We start from the raw sequence: 24,861 nt of genomic DNA, 5'->3' as shown, positions 1-24,861 counted from the left end.
TCGTTTGATAGGTTATTTAGTCCAGTCAACGCTTAATTACGAAAATTCATTAACCCAGCCACTTCGAAACCGGGTGCCGAGCCAGTCGAAGGAGGAACAAGGTGCTCAGGAAACCGCGATGCGAATGTCCACGGCGCGGCTCAACCAGCCCAGGGTAACGGCTCTGAAAGCCGCGTCTTCGGCGTGATCCCAGATGACACAGAGCAAAGCTTCTTCGCGACTGAGGAGTTCGTCCCGTTCCAGTTTTGCGATCGCCGCGGCGCAAGCCAGAGGATCGACGCCGTTCCGTGCAAATACCTCGGCGGCGGCGCTGATTCCGGCGGCGATTTCCTCGGGAGAGGCCAACTCCGCGTGCTCGCCCGTTATCGTGATGGTTCTTTCAGGAATTGTTTCTTGTCTGACTGTGTTTTCCATTTGACTACCACGTTTGCAAAAATGCCCTAGCCTTAACCGAGCAACAGAGGCTTGATCTCGGCCAACCAGGCCTTGATACGATCCACGGTATCGTCGCTCTGGTTTTTGTGGTCGATCACCAAGCCGACGAACCTGTCGTCGATGATCGAGTTGGATTTGTCATAGCTATATCCATCAGTGGATCAAAAGCCGACTACCTTAGCTCCTATCCGGCAAAACAGGTTGACGACCATCCACGGAAAGACCGCCAGATCGCACAAAGGCCGAATCGGAAACGAGTTACCCGCCATAGGATTCTTGTCGTTCAATTCGCTTTTCATGACAAAAGCTCTTGAAACCGGCTCCAGACTCGACCGGCCGACTCACGCCGACGCACACTGCTTTTCGCCCTTGCGGTAGACACGGTAAGGCGGGTTGAGTCCACGCACGACGTTTTCGTCCACCACCACCTTGGTAACCAGATCGTCTGACGGCAGTTCATACATCGTGTCGAGCAGCACGTTTTCCAATATGGTTCTGAGTCCCCGCGCGCCGGTCTTACGCTCGATCGCGCGCTGGGCGATCAGCCTTAGGGCGTCTGGCTGGATATCGAGCTCGCAGCCATCCATCTCGAACAGCTTCCGGTACTGCTTAACCAAGGCGTTCTTCGGCTCGGTCAGTATCTTGACCAAAGCCTTCTCATCCAGTTCTTCGAGCGTCGCGACCACCGGAAGCCTTCCGACGAACTCGGGGATGAGGCCGTAGCGGATCAGGTCTTCAGCTTCGACACGGGCGAGGATCTCACCCACGTCGCGGCGATCGTCCCTGCTTTTCACCTCGGCAGAAAAACCGATGCCACTTTTTTCCGTGCGCGCCCGGATGGTCTTGTCTAGCCCCGCGAATGCTCCGCCGCAGATGAAAAGGATGTTCGCGGTATTGACCTGGATAAGCTCCTGTTGCGGATGCTTCCGCCCTCCCTGCGGAGGGATCGATGCGACGGTGCCTTCGATCAGCTTGAGCAAGGCCTGCTGCACGCCCTCGCCGGATACGTCGCGGGTGATGGAGGGATTGGCGGATTTACGGGAAATCTTGTCGATCTCGTCGATGTAGACGATGCCGGATTCCGCCTTTTGGACGTCGTAATCGCATTTCTGCAGGAGCTTTTGGATGATGTTTTCCACGTCCTCGCCCACATAGCCGGCTTCTGTGAGGGTGGTGGCGTCGGCGATGGTGAAGGGCACGTTGAGGATACGCGCCAGCGTTTCCGCCAGCAGGGTCTTGCCGGAACCCGTGGGCCCTATCAGGAGGATATTGCTCTTGGCCAGCTCGACATCGTTTTTCCCGGCGCTTGCTCGGGCGCGCAGCCTTTTGTAATGGTTGTAGACCGCGACCGCCAGGATGCGTTTGGGTCTCTCCTGACCAATGACGTATTCGTCCAATATGGCTTTGATTTCCTTAGGCGTGGGAAGCTTATCGCCGCCATTGGAAGTACTTTCCAATTCCTCGCGAAGGATGTCATTGCACAGCTCGATACATTCATCGCAAACGAATACCGCCGGTCCGGCAATAAGCTTTCTGACTTCGTGCTGGGTTTTTCCGCAAAACGAACAGTAGAAAAGCTTCCCGCCTCGCTCCTTGCCGTTTTTTTCATCGCTCATGGCTCTAATCTCCTCTCCAGGACGTTGATTCAGTCATGTCCGCAGACGACCGGCACGAATCTCGATTGCGTCAAACCTCGTCCTCAGGCCGACTCCGCCGGCTCGGTACCTTATCAATCAACCCGTATCTCTGAGCGTCCTCACCGCTCATGAAATTGTCGCGGTCGGTATCGGCCCGAATTTTTTCGATCGGCTGCCCGGTATGTCTGGCAAGAATCTCGTTTAAGCGATCGCGCAGCGACAGGATTTCCTGCGCGTGGATGGCTATATCGCTGGCTTGTCCGCGAAACCCGCCCAGAGGCTGATGGATCATGATCCTGGAATGGGGAAGCGAGTAACGCTTGCCCGCTGCGCCGCCCGCCAAAAGCAAGGCGCCCATGCTAGCTGCTTGGCCTATGCAAAGGGTGCTGACATCGGGTTTGATGAACTGCATCGTGTCGTAAATAGCGAGGCCCGCCGTCACCAGCCCGCCCGGCGAATTGATGTAGAGGTGAATGTCCTTGTCAGGGTTTTCTGCTTCGAGAAACAGCAGTTGGGCGATCACCAGGTTGGCCATATAGTCTTCGATCGGGCCGACCAGAAACACGACCCGCTCTTTTAGCAGCCTCGAATAGATGTCGAAGGCCCTTTCACCGCGCGCAGACTGCTCGATGACGATGGGAACTAAGCCACCCGTGGCCGAAGGTTCTACGATATCGTTGGAATGGCACATCGGGTTTGTACTCTTCTTGGGGCCGCTTTCAATGTAGCGTCCGCGGGATCGCCAGCCGGAACGGGGGGATCGGGGCTTCAAAAGGCACCCCGTCGTCGGCCAGTAACTGATAGCTGCCCTGCATGCTGCCCACGGGGGTCTCGATCATGGTCGAACTGGTGTATTGAAACGCCTCCCCGGGACGCAAGTACGGATGCTCCCCTACCACACCCTCGCCGACGACTTCGATCGTCTTTCCATTGGCGTCGGTGATCAGCCAACGCCGGCCGAGCAGTCTCGCAGGAACATTGCCGGTGTTTTGCATCGTCACCGTGTAGGCAAACACGTAGCCCCCACCGTCGCGGTAAGCTTCTTGTCCGAGATAAACGGTTTTGACGTCGACTTTCAATTCGCGAATTGTGCTGGCCATAAAGCCTCCCTTTGTTCTTGGATCGATTGGCTGTTCACCCTAAAAACCGCAGTTGACTACCGAAACGCCCCATCAACCGCCGCATGCCCTCACCCCAGCCTATCTCCCAGAGGGCGAGGGCTATACCCCCTTCTCCCTTTGGGAGAAGGGTTGGAGATGACGCCCTAGCGCTTTTCAGCCCATATCCAACTGCCGGATTTAGGTTTGTTTATGACTTGTAATGCTGATTAACGTACTCGCGTAACCAGACACCGACCGCCATTCGCAGGTTACCGCTTGCACCTCATCCACCCTACGACTATTCCACGAAACGAAGCGCAGGTCCTTGAACATTCGCTAAGCGCACTTCCCCTTGCGCTTTTTCCTCAATCTTCACCACGGCAAGCAGGGCTACCCCGCCATCCGGGTGTCGCGCGGCGGACACCACGGTTCCGACGCTTTCCGCAATAGCTTCGATATAAAGCGTCGTACCCGGTGGTGGAACCGAATCGCAATCGACGTAAGCCCGGTACAGACAGCGCTTGAGCTGCCCCCGGTAGTGCAGCCTGGCGATGACCTCCTGCCCGGGATAGCAGCCCTTGGTAAAACAGAGTCCTCCCAACGCCTCCATGTTCAGCATCTGCGGGATGAACTCCCCGGTGGTTACAGGCATCAGTAGCGGGAGACCCGCCAGGATATCGAGCAGGGTCCATGCCTCGCGACCGATAGGCGAAACCTGGGATTCGAGGCTATGCCAAAGCTTGGCGACAGCCGTGTCGGTTCCGACGGCAAGCCAGCGCGGAAAAGGCTCGCCATGCAAAGCCAGGAGGGTACAGCCTTCGTAGCTCCGAGCGTCCCCGGCTTGTACCGGCGGCAACGCCCCGAACACCGCAGTGAGCCTTGCTTCCATTCCGGGCCCTGAAAGCCCGATGCGTACGAAGCGATTGCTGGCGTCGGTAAGCGTCGCTTTGACTCTGAGCAGGTAGAGTTTCAAGCCATTCAGAACCGATTTCAGGAGAGGTTTCGGCAAGAGCAGGTAAAACGCACCGTCATGCAGGAACAGCCAGAAAGTTGCCTGCGCCCTCCCCTTGGCGTCGCACCAGGCGGTGAACAAGCCCTTTTCGGACGAAACCAGGCGCACATCGCCGGTGAACAGGCTCGCCAAGAATTTCCGGGCGTCCTCGCCTTTGACCTCGATCAGTCCATAATGGGAGAGGTCCGCCATCACGTCGGTGCTCAGCGCTTGCCGCCGTTCCGCGTCGATTTGTCCGAAGTCCGTGACCCCGTCCGGATCAAACCGGGCGCCGCTTCGTTCCAAAATCGCTCGCCAAGCGTCGGGCCATCCGTCTCCTGCCGGCTGTCCGGCAGGAACGCTCGGCAGCTCCTGCCGCTCTGCGGTCATCGCTTCGCCGGTTGCCATGTGCTTTCCTCCTCGGGTCCGAAACAGTTGGAATATTCGACACACTCCGCACAACTGGGGGAACGGCAGACAAAGGCCCCTTCCTTCTCGCAGAGCTGTTTGTAGAAAAACTTTTTCCAACGCATGCCCCCGGTATTCCGGGCGAATAAGGTGGAAAAATAGCGCGCCAGGAGATCCGACAGAGCTTGGCGGTTGGGCAGCCCCATGTCCTGCCAAAGATGGTCCTCCCCCATGCAGCACGCGGCGATGGCGTAAGCCAGCCAGCGGTTTTCGCGGCTGTCGTCGGAGCGGTGCTCCAAGAGTAACGCCACGAGGTCGTCGAATTCGTCGGTCCCGACGCGATGGGTCGCGCCGCTCGCAAGCGACGCTCTCAGTGCCGGCGTGAGATAAACACTCGCGGCACCGGGAAAGTACCTGTTCAGCAGCGCTTCGAACTCATTCGCGTCCAGACCGAACGCCGTTCTTCCGGAGAGCCGGGACGAACTCCGCGCCATCTCGATCGCCGAAACGAACGCGCGCGTGACCAAGTCGTGCGGATCCCGGGCATAGGCCAACAGCGGATCGTAACAAGCTGCCGAGTTAACGGGCATCGAAACGCTCGGGACGGACTGGCGCATAGGAACCGACATCAGGCGGCCGCCGCTTGATGCGTATAACACTGCTTGGGGCAGATCTTGGCGCAAGCCTCGCAACCCACGCAGTTGGCCACGTTGGCGATGGACATGACCTTCTTGTCGTATTCGGCATCATCGTCGTCGAGACTCACGATCTCTCCGCCCTCGTTGACCCCGACCATCTCCAGCACCTCGCGTCCGCACACCTTGTAGCAGCGGCCACAGCCGATGCACTTTTCCTGGTCGATGAACTGGACGAATTTGGGGGTCCAAACCTTTCCTCCAGGGAGGGTTACAGTGAATTCGCTCATCCTAGGCTCCTAGCTACCGCAGGTTTTTCGGAATTCGTCCAGTTCGCGATAGGCTTGATAGGTTTTTTCCGCGACTTCTAGGATTCGCTCCCAACCGGTGGGCAAATCCTCGGCCAGGTCGTGGAGATCCATCTTCAGCGCCGTCGCCTGGGCGTTCAGTTTTTTCAGTTTGGCTTTGGTATCTTCTGCGTCAGTCATGAGTGCCTCGCTGGTTTACACCGGTTCGTTTGGGTCCTCGCCGTTGAATGCACACTACCTTCTCGCGATTTCCGGTGGGTTACGCCAGGTAGGACCTAACCCACGCTACAATGCCGTCAACTGTAACGGGCGACTTCGGGGTATTTGTTGATCATGTCCACGCCTGCGGCCACCAGTTTCTCGCCTTCCTCGGCGAGTTTTTCCATGGACGGAAATCCGAAACGATGGACATCCCGCAACTGCTTGTTCACCACGATCAGCCGACCCGCAATCAGAACCATGCGGCCGAAGCCTTCATGGTGCATCTTCATCATGGGCGTGACCATGACCCCGGTAGCACGCTCGATCGAAAGGCCGACGGCGTTGTAGAACAGTTCGAGCCGCCACAGAGTCTCCGGATCAGGATCGCCGACGATGGGAATCGCTTGCCGCTTTTCCTTGGTAAGAATGTAGGGCTCAAGCAACGCTTCGTCGCTCTTGCCGTCCCAGGTGCCGTAGGAATCCTGAGCGCGCCACTGTTTGACCAGTTCCTTGATGAACGTCGATTCCATGGGCGATGTCGTGCCCTCGGTTTTCACCGCCAATGCTTCAGCCATGTTCCACCTCGTCTTCTTCGAAATCGAATTCACGGTCCTTGCCCTTGGCTTCCTTCGCCAACACCTTACGCAGCCAGGGCGGCGGAGTGCCTTTAAGGACTTCCTGCAATTTGTCCAATAAATCGGTGATCGGCTCCGGCTGTGGGACTTTCATGGGGTGTATGCCCTGTGCGACCACACGCGCTGCGCCGGACCCACCGATGGCCGCCACGTAAAGAATGGCGCAGTCCTTGATAGCTTCGAGCTTCGGGGCCAGCTTGTCCTCGTTGCCGTCTTCCTGCAGATCGCCCTCGAACTGTATCGCTTCTAGAAAGCGATGGCCTTCCGCCGACAGTTCGTAGATGGCGATGTTCTTAGCCCAACCGAAGTGGGCGTCGACCCTCTGCAGGTCCTGGGTAGCGAATGCGACCTTCATGCTTCCTCCGCGATAAAAGGCTTCGTTTGATAAAGAATTCCGCTCAATGAGCCGCAACCGCCGCCGCGCCAGCATGTTCGGTCTCCTGAGAGGTTGCGGAAAAACCGTCGCGAGCACCCTGAGGACAAGGAGCCCGGAGCACAGGCCCCGGAGTGTACGTGGAGGTACATGAGGAGGCCGAGCACCGCGCGACGCCGTCATCGGGGTGCGCAGTAGGTTTTTCCGCAGGCTCCTCGGGTCGATACCAGGTTTCGGGCGTGGGCTCGTGGCCGTTGGCGATGAACATATTGGCAATCTCGAAAGTGAGGTTGCGGGTCCCGCGATAGCCGACGATGGTCTGATGCGCGGCGCCGAGCCGGTCGAACATGGGGATGCCGATGCGGTAGAAAGGAATCTTCAGCCTTTCCGCCATCTGCCTCCCATGAGAGTGCGTCATCAGAAGATCGCAACCGCCCGCCCGAGCTTCCAGGTCTTCCAAGTCTCCGATCAGGATTTCCTCGGTCGCGATACGCTCGAGGAGCGGCGATGCGGTGGTCGTCACCGCAGCAGCGGTTTCGGCGCCGAGTTCCCTGGCCCATTCGCTCAAGGTCCACAAGAGATCGGGCTCCGCGCCTATGGCGATTTTCTTGCCGCCGAAATAGAAATGGGCATCGAGCATGGCGTCGACCAACTGACCGCGCTGACGGCGAATCTTGGTCGGCACCGGCCGCTTGCTGATTCGGGCGCACAGGCTGATCAGGCGATCGTTCGGCTCCAAACCGGTGAGGCGGTCGAACAAGGTGTAGGGAACGCCGGTCTTGGCTTCCAAAGCCTCTGCCGCCGCGCGCATCTGTTCGCCGACCGCGATGGTGTGGACCGATCGGCCGAGGCTGGCGATTTCTTCCAAAGAAATGCCGCCCAGGGTGGTCGGCGTGAAATCTTCAGGGATGTGCCCGTCCAGCGAGCCCGAAAGATCCGGCAGGACCAGGACTTCCAGGCCGAAAGCTTCGAACACGTCGCGCAGCTCGTCGATGTCGCCAGGCGTCACGTGGGCGCCCGGCAAAAGATTCACCCGATTGGGCAGGCGTGCGGCGCCGGCCGGAACCGGTTCGACGAGTTGTTCGACCAGCTTAGTCACGGTTTTAGCCCAACCGTCTTGGAACGCATCTTTGAAATCGGGCGTCGAGACGTAAACCAGCGTGATGTGATCCAGCTCGGGATGTTTCTCGCGGATAAGCTTGATGAAAGCGTCCACGTCGTCGCCCTTGGTCTCGGTCACGCCGGTGGACGAAATGCCGATAATGGAGGGTTTTTGCCGGTTGGCGATGGTGATGATCGCCTGCTCCACGTTTTCGAATCCCCCAAGCACGGTCGCCACTTCGCTCATGGCCGTGGTTTGCAAGGGAATAGCCTCTTTGAAATGCCGTACGAACAGCACCAATCCGAACGAGGTACAGCCTTGCGAGCCGTGGAATAGCGGCATGCAGTTCTTGATTCCCATGAAGGCGAGCGCGCTGCCGATCGGCTGGCTCATCTTCAGGGGATTGACCGTGCAGGATTTCTTAGGCGTGATCACGGTGGCCATAGCGTTCCCTCATGCGGCCTGCTGCGCCTGCGCCGCGGCATTCCCGGCGTCCGGGTGCCAGTGGTCCATGGTTTCGAGTATCTTCTCCAGCTTGCCCTTGCAGCTTCCGCAACCCGTGCCCGCCAGCGTCTTTTCCGAAACCGCGTCTGCCGTAGTCAGACCGTATTCGACGATGGCGTCCTCGATAGCTCCCCGTAGGACGGATTTGCAGTTGCAAACCAATGTGGAACGGCGTTTTTCGCGGGCGAGTTCCGGATTGGCAGCCAACGCGGCCGCCTCGGCGGCAATGGCTGAATCGGCTACGTCTTCCCAGGTGGATTCTTCCCAGGGCGCGCGCTTACGTACTTGTTCCCAGACCGGGTTGTACAGCGCCTTGTCGATTTCCTTGACCAGTTCGACCATACCGACATAACCCATATAGGCATGGTGGCGTTCCTGATTGATGTCGAGCCACGGCACCTTGGCTTTGAGGGCCACGAACTGGGAGCGGCCGCCGGACAGCATGATGTCGGCCTTGGCTTCCTTGAGCATCTTGTACATCTCGCGCGGCGTCATATCCTCGATCATGTGGGCGTCTTCGCCCATGAGTTGCTTGATCCGCTCCTTGTCCTCCTTGGTCGATTTCTTCACGCTGGTGCCGACCACTTCCATGCCGCTTTCCTGCAGCGCGGCCACGACCGACCAGGACTTCACGCCGCCGGTGATGAGCAACACCTTCTTGCCGGTCAGTCGTTTCTTGTAGGGCTCGATCGCGGCCCAGGCGCGCGCTTCTTCGCGGGCAATCAGGGCTTCGGTACGCTCCATAAGTTCAGCGGGCGCGCCGCGCTCGATCAAGAGGCGCGAAATCTGACGCAACGCATCGCTGGTGTCTCCGATGCCGTAGAACGAGCCCTCGAAGAAAGGAATGCCGTAGCGCTCCTCCATCTTGCGGGCGATGTTGATCATGGATTTCGAGCACACCATCATGGCGGCCCTCGCCCTATGCGCGCAGGCGATGTCGCGGTATTTCGCATCCCCGGAGATACAGGCCAGGATGCGGATACCTAGCTCGTCGAGCAGTGGCTTGACCTGCCACAGTTCGCCGGAAAGGTTGTATTCGCCGATGATGTTGATGTCGTAAGGCGTGGTGTATTCGGGCTCCTCAGTGCCGATGACGTAATCGAGGAGCGCTTCCCCGGCCAGCTTGTTGCCGAGGTTCTTGGGACCCACGAAGCCCGGCGAATTGACGGGCACCACGGGTTTCCCGAATTTTTTCGAGGCCGCCTTGCACACGGCTTCGATGTCGTCGCCGATCATGGCCGGAACGCAGGTCTGATAGACGAAAACCGCGGGCGGATCGTATTTCTCGATAATTTCCTTAATCGACTTGAACAAGCGCTTCTCGCCGCCAAACACCACATCGGTTTCGTTGATGTCCGTCGTGAAACCGGTACGCCAGAGATTGGAGCCGGAGGATTTGGAACCCCGGTTATCCCAGGAGTTGCCCTCACAGGCGATGGGGCCGTGTACCAGATGGGCCACGTCGGTGATGGGCTGGAGCGCGATCTTGGCGCCGTCGAAAGCGCAGCCTCCGGCAGCCCCGCCCGGCTGCAACTGCTTGGTGCAGCCCTTCTTGCGTTCCTTTTCCGACTTGGCCTGGTTCTTTCCGCAACCGGGCTCGTTGAAAACGTCTTGAATCTTGCTTGACAAGCTGCTCATGGCTTACTCCGCTCTCAAAGCGCTGATAGGGCGGGTTACACGCTGCTTTCACGACGGTCAGGCTGAACTACGCTGACCCGCCCTACAATCGAAACCGGTCCATCGAGTCACCGCTTAAGTGATGGCGTGTGCGGCCTATCCAACCGAACACGCCTTCCGGCCTTAGCGGATGATGTCGTAGCTGTAGTCCGTCTTCGCCGGGACGATGGTGTTCTTGTCCATCTCGTCGAAGATCTTGTCCAGAATCCAGACGAGAACGTTCAGACCACCTTGGTAACCCCACACCGGATAGCGGTGATGGTGATGCCGGTCGAAAATCGGGAAGCCGATACGGATTAGAGGCGTTCCGGTATCGCGCTCCAGGTATTTGCCGTAGGTATTGCCGATCAGGAAATCGACTGGTTCGGTGAAGAGCAACGAGCGCATGTGCCATAGATCTCTACCCGGATACACATGGCAGCCCTTACCGAAGGGCGAGGAATCGAACAGCGCCTGCACCTTGTCCGCCCACGCCTTGTTGCCGTTGGTGGAGAGCACGTGAACCGGTTCCGCACCGAGTTCCAACAGGAAGCCGGTTAGCCCCAAACACAGGTCGGGATCGCCGTAGATGGCGAACTTCTGGCCGTGAATGTGGGCCGTGGAATCGGCGATGGCATCGACCAGGCGTCCGCGTTCCTTCTCCAAGGCTTCCGGAATCGGTTTGCCGGTGATGCGCGAGATGGTCATCAGAAACTCGTCGGTCGCCTTCACGCCGATGGGATGGTTGAACGCGTAAGTTTCCTGGCCGTGCTCCGCGATAAACGGCAAGGTTTTCTCCGTGCAGAATTCCTGCATCGAGATGGTGGCCTTGGCGTGCAGGGCATTGGCGGTATCTTCCAGGGTGGTGCCGCCATCGTACATGCGGAAGGTGCCGTCGGTCGGCGTGTCCCAAACGTCGCTGTTATCCGCGAGGATGGTGTACTCCACGCCCATCAGATCGAAGATGCGTTTGATTTCCCGCAGATTGCCGACGGTGTAGCCATCGAAGCCGCCGATGAAGTTGATCTTCTCGTTAGGGACGCGCGTCAGAGGTTCGGTCGTTCCCGCCTTACCATCCCAGAAGTGCGTCAGGATACCCTTGAGCACGTTGTCATAGCCGGTGATGTGGCTGCCGACGAAGGCTGGCGTATGGGCGAAAGGTACGTCGAAATCCTGGGGAATGCTGCCCTTATCCTTCGCGGTCTTGATAAAGGCGTTGAGGTCGTCGCCGATCACTTCCGCCATGCAGGTGGTCGAGACCGCGATCATCTTCGGTTTGTACATGTTGTACGTGTTGGCCAAGCCGTCGACCATGTTGGAGAGTCCCCCGAACACCGCGGCGTCCTCGGTCATGGACGAGGATACGCAAGACGAGGGTTCCTTGAAGTGGCGGCTGAAGTGACTGCGATAATAGGCGACGCAGCCTTGCGAACCGTGCACGAAGGGAATGGTGCCCTCGAAACCGACCGCGGCGAACACCGCACCCAGCGGCTGACACGCCTTAGCGGGGTTGACCGTCAAAGCCTCGCGGGCGAAGTTTTTCTCCCGGTATTCCCAGGTCTTGGTCCACTCCCTCACCTCCTCGACCTTGTCAGCCGGTTCGGCGAATTCGAATTCTTTTTTCTTGTTCTCGAACAGCTCCACGTACTCCGGTTGGCGGAACAGGTTGAAATGGTCGAGAACCTTCTCTGCATTCTGGCTCATGGTTTAACTCCACAATAGCGGTTATAGGGTGCGCGGTGCGCACCGGATCGATCAGAGTGGTGCACGCGGCGCACCCAATGCGCCTTTATCCGGACTAGGCGTGCACCCCGTTCCGTTTCCAGGGCGTCTTAGCCATGCCCCAGACCGGATTGTTGATCGCCATGTCCATGTCGCGGGCGAAGATCGCGAAACCGTCATAGCCGTGATACGGACCCGAATAATCCCAGGAGTGCATCTGACGGAACGGCACGCCCATCTTCTGGAAGACGTACTTTTCCTTGATGCCTGAGCCGACCAGGTCCGGCTGTATGGCTTCGACGAACTTCTCGAACTCGTAACCGGTCACGTCGTCGTAGATCAGAGTCCCGTCCTTGACATAGTGAGTAGTACGCTGATAGTCGTCGTTGTGTCCGAACTCGTAGCCCGTACCGACAACCTCCATGCCCAGATCCTCATAAGCGCCGATCACGTGACGCGGACGCAGGCCGCCTACGAACAGCATGACTTTCTTGCCTTCGAGACGCGGGCGGTACTTGGCAATGACGGCATCCATCAGCGGACGGTACTTCGCGATCACGCGCTCGGCGCCTTCCTTGATTTTGTCGTCGAAGAAACTGGCGATTTTGCGTAACGACTCCTCGATCTTAGTGGGGCCGAAGAAGTTGTATTCCACCCACGGAATCCCGTACTTCTCTTCCATGTGCCGCGAGATGTAGTTCATCGAGCGGTAGCAGTGCAGCACGTTCAGCTTGGCCTTGGGGGTGTTCTCCAATTCGGCCAAAGTACCGTCACCGGACCACTGTGCGATGACACGGAGCCCCATTTCCTCGAGCAGAATGCGGGAGGACCAGGCGTCGCCGCCGATGTTGTAGTCGCCGATGATGGCGACGTCATACGGCGTCGTCTTGAAGTCCTTATGCTTGTCGGCGGCTTTATCGAACACCCAGTCGCGGATCGAGTCGTTGGCGATGTGGTGGCCCAAGGACTGTGAAACGCCGCGGAAGCCTTCGCAACGCACCGGAACGATGGTCTTGCCGCCATATTCCTTGGATTTTTTCTTGGAAACCGCTTCGATGTCGTCGCCGATGAGACCGATCGGGCACTCCGACTGAACGGTGATGCCGTGGTTCAGCGGGAACAGCTCCTGGATCTCGTCGATGATCTTTTCCAGCTTCTTGTCGCCGCCGAAGACAATATCCTTTTCCTGGAAGTCCGAGGTGAACTGCATGGTGACAAAGGTATCGATACCGGTCGTGCCGATGTAGTAGTTACGGCGCGCAGCCCAGGAGTACTGACCGCAGCCGACCGGACCATGGCTGATGTGGATCATGTCCTTGATGGGACCCCAAACCACGCCTTTGGAACCGGCATAAGCGCAGCCGCGGATGGTCATGACCCCGGGGATCGACTTGACGTTGGATTTCACCCCGCAGTCGGGCTTGCCTTCTTCATAGACACCGAGGTGCTTGGCGCGTCGTTTGGCGGTCTTGTCCGGATAAACCGACAGGACCTCCTGGATGAGTTCCTTGTTTCGCTGTTTGGTTTGCTCAACTGTGAGGCTCATCTTGCTCTCCAGATTCAGTTGTTGGATGGATGACGCTGAAAGGGCGTGGGCGTGCGGCGCACTACGTAGGATGAGGTGACGACGGAACCGTCCTTCGACGAGGCTCAGGGTAGACAACGTTCCGGGATCGATGCGGTTCGCAACGCTCGCCGCATCCTACGCAGTCGCGCCGTACGCTCCCGCTCCCCATTCGACTCTTACGCCGCGAGTTCGGCCGCGGTCTTGCCGACCAGAGACTCGTCGACCTGCTTCATAATGCCGTGTTCCATCAGCAGATCTTCGAGTTCATCCATGGTGATCGGGGTCGGAATGACGCCCTTGCCCGCGTTCTCATGGATCTTCCGCGCCAGCGCCCGATAGTGGTCTGCCTGCTGGCTATCCGGGGCGTATTCGATCACCGTCATGCGGCGCAGCTCGGCATGCTGTACGACGTTGTCGCGCGGCACGAAGTAGATGAGTTGTGTGCTGAGCTTCTTCGCCAAAGACTCCGCCAGTTCCAGCTCCTTGTCGGTCTTGCGCTCGTTGCAGATGAGGCCGCCCAGACGCACACCGCCGGAGTTCGCGTATTTCAGAATGCCCTTGGAGATGTTGTTGGCCGCGTACATGGCCATCATCTCGCCGGACATAACGATGTAGATTTCCTGGGCCTTGTTTTCACGGATGGGCATGGCGAAGCCGCCGCACACGACGTCACCCAGTACGTCATAAGAGACATAGTCGATGTCATCGTAAGCGCCTTCTTCCTCCAGGAAGTTGATGGAGGTGATGACGCCGCGGCCGGCGCAGCCGACGCCCGGCTCCGGACCGCCCGACTCCACACATTTGATGCCGCGGTAGCCGACCTTCATCACGTCTTCGATTTCCAGATCCTCAACGCTGCCGGCCGCAGCAGCAAGGCTCAGAATGGTGTCCTGCGCTTTGGCGTGCAGGATCAAACGGGTGGAGTCAGCTTTCGGATCGCAGCCGACGATCAGGATGCGCTGACCCATTTCCGCCAAGGCGGCCAAGGTATTCTGCGAAGTGGTGGACTTGCCGATGCCGCCTTTTCCATAAAAAGCGATTTGTCTTAAATCTGACATGGTCAATCTCCAGTCAATACGTGTTGATCGATTAAACCCCTGTGGCCAGCAATTCCGCCGAAAGAAAAAATGTCTGGCTCAAACGCGGCGAACATTTCTTTTTTTTCTTCTTTGTCACCGTTTCTTTCGGTGAATGGACGCGTACTGGTCGACAGCCATCGAGCAACCTCTGTGCCACACGCCAGAGGATGTGCGTAAAGGCCTGTTTCTACGAAGAAAAGTTGCCCAAAATCCGGAATCGATGTCGCTTTTCGATCCTTGAACGGATGTTATTAACCGGACAAAACCATACGGTTTGTAAGGAACGATACAAACCGTCCGCACGGCTCGAAACCGAATATCAGCCGTTCGAGCAACGCGAAATCAGCGACTTCGGCGTCTCCGTTCAGAGGCTGGTGGAATGGAACGAAGATTGCTACAGCCTAGGCGTCACTCGCGTGGCCGCCCGAGCGCATGCCGGGCATTCGCGCAATCGTTTTACACATCGAGGAGTCGCCTATGCAGATCGGTGTAGATACAGAAAGGGCCGTCGACAACCGGCGGGTGTTCATCGTCGACAATGACGAAATCACCAGCGCGGCCCTGCAGTTCATGCTTCACGACGAAATCGAGACGCACGAATTGTCCAGCCTGGAAGCGGCTTACGCCAAGGCGAAGGACTGGAAACCGGACGTTCTGCTGCTAGGCATCGGCATCGTCAAGGAAAAAGGGATGGACGTGCTAACGGAGATCCACTCGCGAATAGCCGACCTCAAGATCATTCTGGTCGCGGATTCAGCGGCCGACCCTTTGGCCAAGGATTGTCTCAAGAACGGCGTCAATTCCATCCTGGCGAAACCTCTGACCATAGAAAAGACCCGCCAGAAGGTCGATGTGCAGCTCGGGCGTCCGGTAAAACTGAGCATCCCGGTTCAAGTCGTGTGAAACAGAAAACCGCCATACCACGCGCCACCGCGGTGGCGCTGCCGGCAACACTCGCCAATCCTCATTACCGCCAGCTCGGCGGCGAACCCGCCGTGCGCCGCCTGGTTGAGCGTTTCTATCAGCTGATGGACGAGCTTCCGGAGGCGCGCGCCATCCGCGCGATGCATCCTGAAGATCTCGGCCCGTCGAAAGAAAAACTGTTCCAGTTTCTATCCGGCTGGCTGGGCGGTCCACCGCTGTACGCGGAGCGCTACGGGCCACCGCGGCTTCGGCAGAAACATCTGCCCTTTCCCATCGACGCAGCCGCTCGGGACGCCTGGATGGCCTGCATGAACCGGGCGTTGGAAGAACAAGTATCCGATGCCGAGCTGCGGGCACGGCTCGCCGCTTCCCTTTTCAAGACCGCCGATTTTCTCCGCAACCTACCTGAAGGAGTGTCATGACCACGATCAACGAAACCGCCCTCGCCAGCCTCGACGCTGAAAAGCGCCTAATATCCCCGGTTTTCATGGGCGAGACCAAGCCGGGCTATTTCGGGTTCCGAGGCGAAATCGCTCTGAAGTTCGCCCAACAGCTCAGCGACGAAGCCCGCCCGCCGGAAATTCGCTTCGATCAGGTGATGATCGTCGCCAAGGCAGGCGAACCGACCATCTCGTTCCTCGCGGGTGTCGTGCTGTCCCTAGAGCATCTGAAGCTATTGTGCGAGGTCATGGGGGATAAGCTCTCGCCTACCGGCAAATACTTCTTCTTCGCCGGCAACCTGGATATTTCCCTGCGCTATCAGATTGCCTACGGCGGCACCACCTTCTGGGTATTACCGCTGGACGAAGCGACCGTGTACAACGAACTCCGCGACTTGTTCAACATCGATCGCGGCGATTTGAAAAAGCTCGATACCGCGGGCAAACTGCAGATCGTCGCGGACGCCGCGGCCGAGTTCAACGAGAAGTTTCCGGAAATCAGTTTCGAAGAGGGCTTGAAGATCATGGGGCCGATCAAAATTCCCGAGAATCGGCCGGTCTGAACGGAATCTCGCTACCGCATGGCCCAAGACATCGCCCGTATCGGCCACAGCACCAATCTGGTGGGCATTCCGACCGGGCTCTTGGCCAGCGCGGCATTCAACGAGCACCCGCTGCCGCTGCATATCAGCGGCGTGCGGGAAGCGAACTACGGTTTGTTCGATGCACTGAAAAAAGCCGAGGACGTGCATACGGCGGCGGAGATTTTTCAGGAGTACATGTACGTGCTATTCGGCCTGAACGGGGAACCCCGCGCCGGGCAACAAGACGCCGGCCCGCGTCGTTTCCGCTCCAGCTATCTCAAGCTGCTGAGCGGCTGGGGATTCGATTCAAACAATCCCCAGGGCGCGGTTCTCAAGGGCTGGGTGGAAAGCCGCTTCGGCTTGTTTCCGACCTTCCACAAGGAACCGCTGACACGCTTCAATTCTCCGGCCTGGATCACCTACATCGAAGAAAAAATGTCGAGTCGGTTCCACAACAACAGCATCAATCTCCAGCTCGACCTCTTGTACGAATTCTGCCAGTGGGCCATCGCCCGGTTCGGCTTGCCGGGCAGACGCCACGTCACCCTCTACCGGGGCGAAAATCGTTTCGACGAACAGCGACAGATCGGCCCCCGCGACGGTCGCTGGCTCACCGTGCGGCTCAACAACCTGGTGTCGTTCACATCGAACCGTGAGACCGCCTGCGAGTTCGGTGACTTCATCCTGGAGGTACAGGTGCCCGTAGTGAAAATTCTCTTCTTCAACAACCTGTTGCCGCGTCACCCGCTCAAAGGCGAATGGGAATATCTGGTTATCGGCGGCGAGTATCGCGTCAAAGCCTCCTATTACTGATGGACACGCAAGAACTCCATAACCGCGCCCTGGGCGCTTATCTGGGACTCGCCGTCGGCGACGCGCTGGGTGCCACCGTAGAGTTCATGACACCTCGGGAGATCCGCCATCAGTACGGCGTTCACGACAAGATCATCGGCGGCGGCTGGCTCAAGCTCAAGGCTGGCCAGGTGACAGACGATACCGAGATGTCCCTGGTGCTGGGCCGGGCGATCATCGAAAGCGGCGGCTGGAACCTCAAGGCCGTAGCGGACGCTTTCGCGGCTTGGCTGAAAGGAAAACCGATCGACGTGGGCAATACCTGCCGCCGCGGTATTCGGCGCTACTTGCTGGACGGAAGCCTTGCCGGCCCGCCTAACCCCGGCGACGCCGGCAACGGTGCCTGCATGCGCAACCTCCCGGTGGCACTGGCCACACTCGGAAATGCGGAAGCCTTCACGCAATGGACGCTGGAGCAGTGCCATTTCACCCACCACCATCCGCTTTCTGACGCAGCCACGCTGACCTTGGGCCGCATGGTGCAGCGCCTGGTTTGCGGGGGCTCGCTGGAGGACTGCCTTCCGCTCGCGGCGGCACTGGTCGAAGCCCATCCGGAGTTCTCCTTCGACCCCTACCCCGGACGCGCCAGCGGCTACATCGTCGACACCGTGCAAACCGTACTGCATTTTTTCCTGACTACCGATTCCTTTGCCGACTGCGTCGTGGGCGTGGTCAATCAGGGCGATGACGCCGACACCACCGGCGCGCTCGCCGGCATGCTGGCCGGAGCGGCTTACGGCGTCTCCGCCATCCCCACGCGCTGGCTGAAAAGCCTGGACGCCGAGGTGGTAAGGCATATCGAGCGGCAAACCGACGCGCTTCTCGGCATCGCAAGCAAGCATGGGCAGCCAGTGGGCTGGGTGCCCCCGACTGGTACCTGATTTCCGGAGGACGGACATCAATGGAAACGTTTTCGATCGAATTCGAGGGCTATTGGAGAGAGAAGAAAAAGCGCGGGATACCGGCGAAATCCGGAATCTATTGCGTGTACACCTGCATTTACAACGGCAAGAAACAGACTTGTTCCCTACAAAAGCTGGTTTACATCGGCGCCTCGGAAAACGTTCGCGACTGCCTCGAGGATCACGCCAAACAGGCCGGCTGGGAGTCCCACATCGACACCGGCGAAGAACTCTGCTTCAGCTTCGCCCCCATGGACGCCGAAACCCTGGAGCGCTGTGCTGCGGCGCTGATCTTCAAGCACAAACCGCCGGAGAACAGCCGATTTGTTGGCGACTTCCCATTCGATTCGACCCATCTCATTTTGTCGGGCAAAACCGGTTTCCTCAGCAAATCGTTTACGGTATAGATCAGCCTAAATCCGGCAGTTGGATACAACGTGAAAACCGCCAGAACCTCATCCCCAGCGCTTCTCTCAGAGGGAGAAGGGAGCTTAGCCTCGCTCTGGGATAGAGGGTTGGAGTGAGGGAATGAAGCGGCTGATGGGGATTGCAGTGATGTCGGTAGTCAACTGCGGCTTTCAGGATCAATAGAACAGATCATAACGCACCAAAAAGCACCCGGCCCTCATCCCCAACCCTTCTGCCAAAAGGAGAAGGGAGTTAAGCCCCTCGCCCTCTGGGAGAGGGGTTGGGGTGAGGGAATACCGCGGCTGACGGAGATTGCGGTCATTTCAGTAGTCAACTGCAGTTTTTAGGATCACAGAGCATAACGGGCCAAAACGATGAGGAGCCAATGAGATCGATTTCTGATGGGGCATTGGTAAAACAACAGAGACTGGCGGCATTCGGTAGCGGTACCGTCATCGGAACACTGGGGGGACTGATCGGACTCGGTGGAGCGGAATTCCGTTTGCCGGTGTTGATCGGCACGTTCCGCTTCGCTGCCTTGGAAGCGGTCATTCTCAATAAGGCGATGAGCCTCATCGTTGTCGCTTCCGCCTTGCCTTTCCGTACCTCGACCGTGCCTTTTAGCAGTATCGCCCAACATTGGGATGTCATCGCGAATCTCTTGGCGGGAAGCCTTTTAGGGGCCTGGCTTGGGGCGGATTGGGCGACGCGGCTCAAGTCCAAAACGCTATACCGGATCATGGCCATCCTGCTCGTAGCGATTGCCTTGGCACTCCTATTCGGTCATGGGGCAAACACGCAGGGCGAGCCGCTTTTTTCCGGCCCAATTCAGGTGTTTTCGGGTGCCGGCGCGGGCTTTGGTATCGGCGTCGTTGCCTCGTTACTAGGAGTAGCCGGCGGTGAACTGCTCATTCCTACATTGGTTTTTCTCTTCGGCGCCGACATCAAGCTAGCGGGCAGTTTGGCCCTCGCGGTGAGTTTGCCCACCATGCTGGCTGGTTTTGCACGCTACCGCCGTGACGAGAGTTTTGCGGTACTTGGAGAAAACCGCAGCTTTGTACTGTTTATGGCGCTTGGATCGCTGGCGGGTGCTTTCTTGGGCGGCCAGTTGCTAGGGGTCGTTACCAGTACCGTGTTACTGCCTTTGTTGGCTGGAATATTGCTGATCTCAGCCGCAAAGATATGGCGCCATCGCTAGGAAATTCTGAGTAAGTCGTTCGACAGACCTGTCCTAGTAAAGCGGACCAAATCTATGGCAACCATTCTCTTTTACGAAAAACCGGGCTGCGCCAACAACACCCGGCAGAAACGCTTATTGATGGAAGCCGGCCACGAGCTCATCGTACGCAATCTTCTGGAGACGCGTTGGACCGCGGAAGAACTGCGCGCGTTTTTTGGCGATAAGCCGGTGCCCGAATGGTTCAACCGGGCGGCGCCCAGAGTGAAATCCGGCGAAGTGGTACCGGAAGCGCTCGGTGAACAGGAGGCGCTAGCTCTCATGCTGGAAGATCCCCTGCTGATAAGGCGCCCCTTGATGCAAGTAGGCGATCGCCGGGAAGCGGGTTTCGACATGCAGCGCGTCCACGACTGGATCGGCTTGGCTGCGGGCACCGGCGAAACCGCGAATCTCGAACAGTGCCGGCGTACCGAGCATTGCCCGGCGCCGGGGAAGCATTCGGCCTGATGAACATACTAGCGTTCCCGAACTGCCAAGCCACCCCTTAGGAATGCCGCGTCGGTCGGCTATCGCTTGCCGACACATGAAGCTACGGGAAGCCCAAGCATGAACACCGTATCGGACGCTCTGGCGCGAGTACTGGACTATCACGAACGGACCAAGCACCACCTGAACCGCTATGCGGCCGGGCCCGAGACGCTCGATTGGGACAGCCAACCCGATCCTTTCCGACGTTTCGAAGGAGCGCCGACGATCCGGCTGCCTTTGGCTGCGGGCCGACTGGCGACGCCCTTCGGCGCGCTGGCCGCTCCGGAAACCGTGCCGCCGCAACCACTCTCGCTCGAGCCGATCGCTATTTTGCTGGAATTGTCCTTAGGACTCTCCGCCTGGAAGCAGTACGGCCCGGACCGTTGGGCCCTGCGCTGCAATCCGTCGAGCGGCAATCTGCATCCGACCGAAGGCTATGTCATCTGCCGTGCGGTTCCAGACAGTCCCGACGGTGTTTATCACTACGTCAGCCGGGACCATATCCTGGAACAGCGCTGCCGGTTCGCCGAACCCGGCGAGACCCCGCGACTGTTTATCGCCTTGAGCTCCATTCACTGGCGGGAAGCATGGAAATACGGCGAACGGGCCTTCCGCTACTGCCAGCTAGATACCGGCCATGCCATCGGTGCCTTGCGCTATGCGGCGGCAGCTCTCGGCTGGCGCCTCCGCTGGGTGAGCGGTATCGGCTTTGCCGAACTGGCCGCCGGTCTCGGACTCGATCGGGACGAGGACTTTTCAGGAGCCGAACGGGAGGACGCGGAGCTGCTGCTAGAAGTGATCGTCGATCCAGCGTCCATGGAATCAGGAGCGACAGTTCCGCTTCCGCCGGCAGCAGAATGGCACGGCAGGGCCAACGTGCTCGATCCTCACCCGATTTACCGCTGGCCGGTGATTGATGAAGTCGCGGAAGCAACCCAACCGCCCGCCACGACGCCTGAACCCGGCGTGATCGAAACCTACCCGCCACGGCAGGCCGATTGTCCGGAGCCGGCTGCTGCGCTCATCCGGCAAAGACGCAGCGCGCAACATTTCGACCGGCGTGAAGTCCTGAGCACTGCAGGCTTTTACCATCTGCTGGACGCTCTGCTGCTGCGGCGGGCTCCGCCCTGGGACGTGTGGGAGCTCATTCCGCGCATCCACCCAGTGTTGTTCGTACACCGCGTCGAAGGGCTGGAACCCGGACTCTACGCCCTGCCCCGCCGATCGGCGATCGAATCCGAATTAAGAGCCGCCTTCCGCTCAGACTTCACTTGGATCAAGCCGACCGGCTGCCCGGACCATCTGCCCTTTTACCGCCTGGCAGAAGGCGATTGCGGCAGACTGTCGAGAGTTATTCATTGCCATCAGGCGATCGCTGCCGACTGTGCCTTCGCCTTGGGAATGTTGGCGGAATTCGAGCCGATTGTCGAAAAAGCGCCATGGCGTTATCGGCAATTGTTTTGGGAAGCGGGGCTCTTGGGTCAGGTGCTCTATCTCGAGGCGGAAGCCATCGGCGTCCGTGGAACCGGCATCGGTTGCTATTTCGACGACGTCTTTCACGAGCTTCTCGGACTTTCCGGCCGGACCTTTCAGTCCTTGTATCACTTCACGGTGGGTTTCCCCTTGATCGATACGCGGATACTCACCTTGCCGCCTTACGCCGACCGCCCATAAGGGTATATCAACCCCCATTCAAGGAGTTCTTATGAGTGAGGAAACCGCCTGGCGACGGGTAACCGTCTCCGAAACACAAGCCTTGCTGCAACAACCGGACCTGTTGATCTTCGATGTGCGAGACGCGGATTCATTCGCGGCGGGACGCATCGGCGGGGCCCGCCATCTATCCGGGGCCAACCTGGAACACGTGCTCTTGCGGACGCCTAAGTCGCAGCCGGTATTGATCTATTGCTACCACGGCAATGCCAGCCAGATCTATGCGCAAATGTTCCGCGACTTCGGATTCAAGACCGTCTACGGCCTCATCGACGGCTACGAGGGCTGGCGCGCCGCCGTAACAGAACCGGTTCCCCGAAACCTCAGCCCTGCCCTTCGCGAGTGGCTGAGCGAACACGGATTTCCGCCCGACGACATCGAAGCGACCCGTGACAATCGGATGACGCCCCTGATGCACGCCTGCCGGCTAGGAGACAAAGCGATCGTGGATGCGCTGCTTGAAGCCGGCGCCTCGCTAGAGCCGCTCAACAGCGACGGCAATAACGCCCTTTGGCTGGCCTGTTATAGCGAGAGCCTCGACATCATCGACCGACTGATCGAGCACGGCATTGCGATAGACCATCAAAACGAAAACGGCGCCACCTGCCTCATGTACGCCGCATCTACCGGCAAAACGGCGGTGGTCGCTCGCTTGCTGGCGGCCGGTGCCGATCCCAACATCAGGAACGTGGACGATTTCACCGCCCTAGACATGGCTGCCAATCTGGATTGCCTGAACTTGCTGCGCGCAGCAACACGGTAACAATCCGTGCCGCCGCGCGCTGATTTGTCGGCCGGCCTAAGCTTCCATGGCGTGGTGTTGAACCCCGCTGTGCACTTTCACGCCGGTCTTGGGCTTCGCCCAGGCGAATCCCGCATCCGGGTCCATCGGCGTCACCCCATGCTCCTGCATGAGCTGATCCGCCAGCTCAGAGAGCTTGTCTTCCAAACTCTGGGTGGGATCGTTGTTGGGATCTTCGAACCGGTCCAGAGAAATCTCCGGGCCTTCTTCATCGTCGACCATGTGGATGAGGAAAAGCTCTTCGATGCCGGGGCGGCCGTGTATCGTAGCCCTGAAGGTTTCTCCTCGATACGAGAATTCACGCACCATGTTACCTCCTCAATTTCTGTTTTTGGTGAATGAAAATAAGGGCTTATGTAAGTGCACGCGAGGCACTTCGGAGTCGAATTCTAACACAATTTATATGGTTATTTTGCAACCCGATCCGACCCGTCCGAGACCCGAAGAAACCGCATTCGCCGGGTTTGCCGACTTGTCGGATCAACGGTATTGTCGGCTTATTTGTCCGTCGTAGAGGTGCTTGAACATGAGTTACGCTTTCGCCCCCGCTCCGATCGTTACTCTTCCCGTCATATCCTGCGATCTGTTTCCGGTGCGGCGCGTTTTCTGTGTCGGACGCAATTATCCGGACCACGCCCGAGAAATGGGCGCCGACCCGGAGCGCGAGCCGCCGTTCTTCTTTATGAAGCCCGTCGACGCCATCCTACCCAACAACTCGGTCCTGCCCTACCCGCCCGGAACCCAGGACCTGCAGCCGGAAGTGGAATTGGTCGTCGCTATCGGGCTCGGAGGCAAGCAAATTCCCGTCGAGAACGCCAACGATCACATCTTCGGCTATGCCGTGGGTCTCGACATGACCTTGCGTGATGTGCAAAAGAATGCGCGCGAGAAAGGGCTGCCTTGGGACATGGCTAAAGGATTCGATCACTCGGCCCCTTGTTCCGCCATTACGCCCGTATCCCATACCGGCGTGATCGATCGGGGCAAGATCGAGCTTAAGGTCAACGGGAGGGTGCGGCAAAGTGCCGACGTCTCCGAGATGATCTGGAAGATACCCGAGACCATGAGCTATCTGTCCAACCTGGTGGAAATCCGTCCCGGCGACCTGATCTTTACCGGCACACCAGCCGGTCCCGCTCCGGTGGTCAAAGGCGATGTTCTCGATGCAAGCATCGCGGGGCTGAAACCTTTGAGCATCACTATCGGATGATCATGTTTTCATCCGACCTTTATTAACCTTCCATCTCCAAGCGAACACACCATGACCGATGCCATGCACGGCCGTTGCCGTTATTTTCTCACCTACACCGGCGTGAAACTGCCGCTCAAACTGATGACCGAACTGGAACCGGCGCAGTTGGAAAACCGCAATACCTATTTCCGCGGCTATTTCGACGAGCAGGACCGGCTGATCGGCCTGCAGAAAATGGTCTACGGCGAAGTGGAGATGGAACACCGCTATACCTATCATGCCAACGGCGCCCTGAGGTCGGTGGAAATCATCGATGCCGACGGTGATCGAAAGGCCATGAAGTTCGATGAAAACGGCGCCGTGATCAACACCGAATCCGCCGAGGATTAGCGCGTTTTCATTGCTGGTATACGCTCGAAAAAGAATGCGGCAAATCTCGGCCTGCCGGTGAACGGCCTACGCAAACGCCTTCCATGGCGCTTGTCGTTCGGGCCAGCCTTTGGCTGTCCAGTAACAACATCCTTTCCTGAACGCTACCCTTTCAGCAAACGTTGTCCGTCTCATTCCGGTCCCCGTGAGTTTGTCTTAGCTGGCCCAAAACCGAATGTTGCGGGCACACATTTCGACGCGCAGGGTTCGCACCAGGGAAAGATGGCATCTTGCAAACGACTACTGCCTGAGCAAGCACCCCTGCTCAAACCCACTTGCCGCCGACGACGGCTCCCGTTTCGAAGTTAAAGTCGAGGAAAAACGCGCTAACTCACCTCGTCTATCCACGCCATCTGCACGGCTTCCAGCACTTTCTCGTTGCAGTTCTCGGCGCTGTCCTCAAAGCCCTCCAGTTTCAGGATCCAGTCAAGCAAATCGGTAAACCGCACGTACCTTGGATCGACGTCAGGGTGGTTTTCGGCCAGTGCGATGGCAATGTCGAAGGTATCGCTCCATTTCATCGGACTGCTCCTCGTAGAAAGTTGGGTAATGAAATT

30 protein-coding genes are annotated in these 24,861 nt (G+C 58.4%); 12 read left to right on the top strand and 18 right to left on the bottom strand.

Annotated features, from left to right (window positions below; translation table 11 throughout):
- Positions 1–105: 105 nt before the first annotated feature.
- The 16 genes from QEN43_RS20135 to nifH all read right to left on the bottom strand — a co-directional run bounded on the left by QEN43_RS20135 (position 106) and on the right by nifH (position 14,332).
- Positions 106–414: a hypothetical protein gene (locus QEN43_RS20135; RefSeq protein WP_051331568.1), complete on the bottom strand. Its 309-nt coding sequence runs from the start codon at positions 412–414 to the stop codon at positions 106–108.
- Positions 415–596: 182 nt separating this feature from the next.
- A complete protein-coding gene (locus tag QEN43_RS20130; protein WP_156912696.1) occupies positions 597–734 on the bottom strand; it encodes a hypothetical protein in 138 nt (45 codons plus the stop codon).
- 42 nt (positions 735–776) lie between these two features.
- A complete protein-coding gene (gene clpX / locus QEN43_RS20125) occupies positions 777–2,051 on the bottom strand; it encodes an ATP-dependent Clp protease ATP-binding subunit ClpX (RefSeq protein WP_026610025.1) in 1,275 nt (424 codons plus the stop codon).
- A gap of 70 nt (positions 2,052–2,121) precedes the next feature.
- On the bottom strand, positions 2,122–2,763 hold the full coding sequence (clpP, locus tag QEN43_RS20120) for an ATP-dependent Clp endopeptidase proteolytic subunit ClpP (RefSeq protein WP_026610024.1): 642 nt from the start codon (positions 2,761–2,763) through the stop codon (positions 2,122–2,124).
- Positions 2,764–2,791: 28 nt separating this feature from the next.
- The gene (apaG, locus tag QEN43_RS20115) at positions 2,792–3,172 is read right to left on the bottom strand and encodes a Co2+/Mg2+ efflux protein ApaG (RefSeq protein WP_026610023.1); all 381 of its coding nucleotides are present in this window, start codon (positions 3,170–3,172) and stop codon (positions 2,792–2,794) included.
- A 298-nt stretch (positions 3,173–3,470) separates the two neighbouring features.
- Positions 3,471–4,571, bottom strand: a complete 1,101-nt coding sequence (gene ygfZ, locus QEN43_RS20110) for a CAF17-like 4Fe-4S cluster assembly/insertion protein YgfZ (protein ID WP_051331567.1) — start codon at positions 4,569–4,571, stop codon at positions 3,471–3,473.
- Positions 4,550–5,161, bottom strand: a complete 612-nt coding sequence (locus QEN43_RS20105; protein ID WP_026610021.1) for a nitrogen fixation protein NifQ — start codon at positions 5,159–5,161, stop codon at positions 4,550–4,552. Before QEN43_RS20105 ends, ygfZ begins: the two co-directional genes overlap by 22 nt.
- Positions 5,162–5,199: 38 nt before the next feature.
- Complete coding sequence (gene fdxB, locus QEN43_RS20100; protein WP_026610020.1) at positions 5,200–5,496, bottom strand: ferredoxin III, nif-specific; 297 nt, start codon at positions 5,494–5,496, stop codon at positions 5,200–5,202.
- Between the two features lie 9 nt (positions 5,497–5,505).
- On the bottom strand, positions 5,506–5,694 hold the full coding sequence (locus QEN43_RS20095) for a CCE_0567 family metalloprotein (RefSeq protein ID WP_026610019.1): 189 nt from the start codon (positions 5,692–5,694) through the stop codon (positions 5,506–5,508).
- Positions 5,695–5,810: 116 nt separating this feature from the next.
- Positions 5,811–6,290, bottom strand: coding sequence for a NifX-associated nitrogen fixation protein (locus QEN43_RS20090; RefSeq protein ID WP_026610018.1), 480 nt, complete (start codon positions 6,288–6,290; stop codon positions 5,811–5,813).
- Positions 6,283–6,705 (bottom strand): nitrogen fixation protein NifX, encoded by a 423-nt coding sequence (gene nifX / locus QEN43_RS20085; protein WP_026610017.1) that lies wholly within the window; start codon positions 6,703–6,705, stop codon positions 6,283–6,285. Before nifX ends, QEN43_RS20090 begins: the two co-directional genes overlap by 8 nt.
- Before the next feature lie 43 nt (positions 6,706–6,748).
- A complete protein-coding gene (nifN, locus tag QEN43_RS20080) occupies positions 6,749–8,269 on the bottom strand; it encodes a nitrogenase iron-molybdenum cofactor biosynthesis protein NifN (RefSeq protein WP_084161828.1) in 1,521 nt (506 codons plus the stop codon).
- A gap of 9 nt (positions 8,270–8,278) precedes the next feature.
- A complete protein-coding gene (nifE, locus tag QEN43_RS20075) occupies positions 8,279–9,967 on the bottom strand; it encodes a nitrogenase iron-molybdenum cofactor biosynthesis protein NifE (RefSeq protein WP_026610016.1) in 1,689 nt (562 codons plus the stop codon).
- A 162-nt stretch (positions 9,968–10,129) separates the two neighbouring features.
- Positions 10,130–11,689: a nitrogenase molybdenum-iron protein subunit beta gene (gene nifK / locus QEN43_RS20070; protein WP_026610015.1), complete on the bottom strand. Its 1,560-nt coding sequence runs from the start codon at positions 11,687–11,689 to the stop codon at positions 10,130–10,132.
- 94 nt (positions 11,690–11,783) lie between these two features.
- Positions 11,784–13,253, bottom strand: a complete 1,470-nt coding sequence (nifD, locus tag QEN43_RS20065) for a nitrogenase molybdenum-iron protein alpha chain (protein WP_026610014.1) — start codon at positions 13,251–13,253, stop codon at positions 11,784–11,786.
- Positions 13,254–13,450: 197 nt separating this feature from the next.
- Positions 13,451–14,332 carry a nitrogenase iron protein gene (gene nifH, locus QEN43_RS20060; protein ID WP_026610013.1) on the bottom strand — a complete coding sequence of 294 codons (882 nt, stop codon included), beginning with the start codon at positions 14,330–14,332 and terminating at the stop codon, positions 13,451–13,453.
- Between the two features lie 498 nt (positions 14,333–14,830).
- Between nifH and QEN43_RS20055 the strand changes: the two genes are divergently transcribed.
- The 10 genes from QEN43_RS20055 to QEN43_RS20010 all read left to right on the top strand — a co-directional run bounded on the left by QEN43_RS20055 (position 14,831) and on the right by QEN43_RS20010 (position 22,644).
- Complete coding sequence (locus QEN43_RS20055; protein ID WP_026610012.1) at positions 14,831–15,256, top strand: response regulator; 426 nt, start codon at positions 14,831–14,833, stop codon at positions 15,254–15,256.
- Entirely contained in the window at positions 15,253–15,699 is a 447-nt protein-coding gene (locus tag QEN43_RS20050; RefSeq protein WP_235726559.1) for a group II truncated hemoglobin, read from the top strand. The genes QEN43_RS20055 and QEN43_RS20050 overlap by 4 nt, the downstream gene beginning before the upstream one ends.
- On the top strand, positions 15,696–16,280 hold the full coding sequence (locus tag QEN43_RS20045) for a hypothetical protein (RefSeq protein WP_026610010.1): 585 nt from the start codon (positions 15,696–15,698) through the stop codon (positions 16,278–16,280). Before QEN43_RS20050 ends, QEN43_RS20045 begins: the two co-directional genes overlap by 4 nt.
- An 18-nt stretch (positions 16,281–16,298) precedes the next feature.
- Complete coding sequence (locus tag QEN43_RS20040; protein ID WP_026610009.1) at positions 16,299–17,114, top strand: NAD(+)--dinitrogen-reductase ADP-D-ribosyltransferase; 816 nt, start codon at positions 16,299–16,301, stop codon at positions 17,112–17,114.
- Positions 17,114–18,034, top strand: a complete 921-nt coding sequence (draG, locus tag QEN43_RS20035; RefSeq protein WP_026610008.1) for an ADP-ribosyl-[dinitrogen reductase] hydrolase — start codon at positions 17,114–17,116, stop codon at positions 18,032–18,034. The genes QEN43_RS20040 and draG overlap by 1 nt, the downstream gene beginning before the upstream one ends.
- 20 nt (positions 18,035–18,054) lie before the next feature.
- Positions 18,055–18,462: a GIY-YIG nuclease family protein gene (locus QEN43_RS20030; RefSeq protein WP_036268129.1), complete on the top strand. Its 408-nt coding sequence runs from the start codon at positions 18,055–18,057 to the stop codon at positions 18,460–18,462.
- Positions 18,463–18,848: 386 nt separating this feature from the next.
- A complete protein-coding gene (locus tag QEN43_RS20025) occupies positions 18,849–19,661 on the top strand; it encodes a sulfite exporter TauE/SafE family protein (RefSeq protein ID WP_036268126.1) in 813 nt (270 codons plus the stop codon).
- A 54-nt stretch (positions 19,662–19,715) separates the two neighbouring features.
- Positions 19,716–20,147, top strand: a complete 432-nt coding sequence (locus QEN43_RS20020; protein ID WP_026610005.1) for an ArsC/Spx/MgsR family protein — start codon at positions 19,716–19,718, stop codon at positions 20,145–20,147.
- A gap of 99 nt (positions 20,148–20,246) precedes the next feature.
- The gene (locus QEN43_RS20015) at positions 20,247–21,842 is read left to right on the top strand and encodes a SagB/ThcOx family dehydrogenase (protein WP_026610004.1); all 1,596 of its coding nucleotides are present in this window, start codon (positions 20,247–20,249) and stop codon (positions 21,840–21,842) included.
- A 31-nt stretch (positions 21,843–21,873) separates the two neighbouring features.
- The gene (locus QEN43_RS20010; RefSeq protein ID WP_036268123.1) at positions 21,874–22,644 is read left to right on the top strand and encodes an ankyrin repeat domain-containing protein; all 771 of its coding nucleotides are present in this window, start codon (positions 21,874–21,876) and stop codon (positions 22,642–22,644) included.
- Positions 22,645–22,680: 36 nt separating this feature from the next.
- Here QEN43_RS20010 and QEN43_RS20005 read toward each other — a convergent pair whose 3' ends face one another.
- Positions 22,681–22,992 carry a hypothetical protein gene (locus tag QEN43_RS20005; RefSeq protein ID WP_026610002.1) on the bottom strand — a complete coding sequence of 104 codons (312 nt, stop codon included), beginning with the start codon at positions 22,990–22,992 and terminating at the stop codon, positions 22,681–22,683.
- Positions 22,993–23,209: 217 nt separating this feature from the next.
- Between QEN43_RS20005 and QEN43_RS20000 the strand changes: the two genes are divergently transcribed.
- Together QEN43_RS20000 and QEN43_RS19995 are read left to right on the top strand one after the other, a co-directional pair.
- The gene (locus QEN43_RS20000; protein ID WP_026610001.1) at positions 23,210–23,893 is read left to right on the top strand and encodes a fumarylacetoacetate hydrolase family protein; all 684 of its coding nucleotides are present in this window, start codon (positions 23,210–23,212) and stop codon (positions 23,891–23,893) included.
- 51 nt (positions 23,894–23,944) lie between these two features.
- Positions 23,945–24,265: a DUF6156 family protein gene (locus tag QEN43_RS19995; protein ID WP_026610000.1), complete on the top strand. Its 321-nt coding sequence runs from the start codon at positions 23,945–23,947 to the stop codon at positions 24,263–24,265.
- Positions 24,266–24,630: 365 nt separating this feature from the next.
- Here the strand turns inward: QEN43_RS19995 and iscX are convergent, their stop codons facing one another.
- Entirely contained in the window at positions 24,631–24,825 is a 195-nt protein-coding gene (gene iscX, locus QEN43_RS19990) for a Fe-S cluster assembly protein IscX (RefSeq protein ID WP_026609999.1), read from the bottom strand.
- Positions 24,826–24,861 lie beyond the last annotated feature (36 nt).

The organism is Methylocaldum szegediense (assembly GCF_949769195.1).
Classification (GTDB): domain Bacteria; phylum Pseudomonadota; class Gammaproteobacteria; order Methylococcales; family Methylococcaceae; genus Methylocaldum; species Methylocaldum szegediense.
This window is presented reverse-complemented; position numbering and strand designations above follow the sequence as displayed.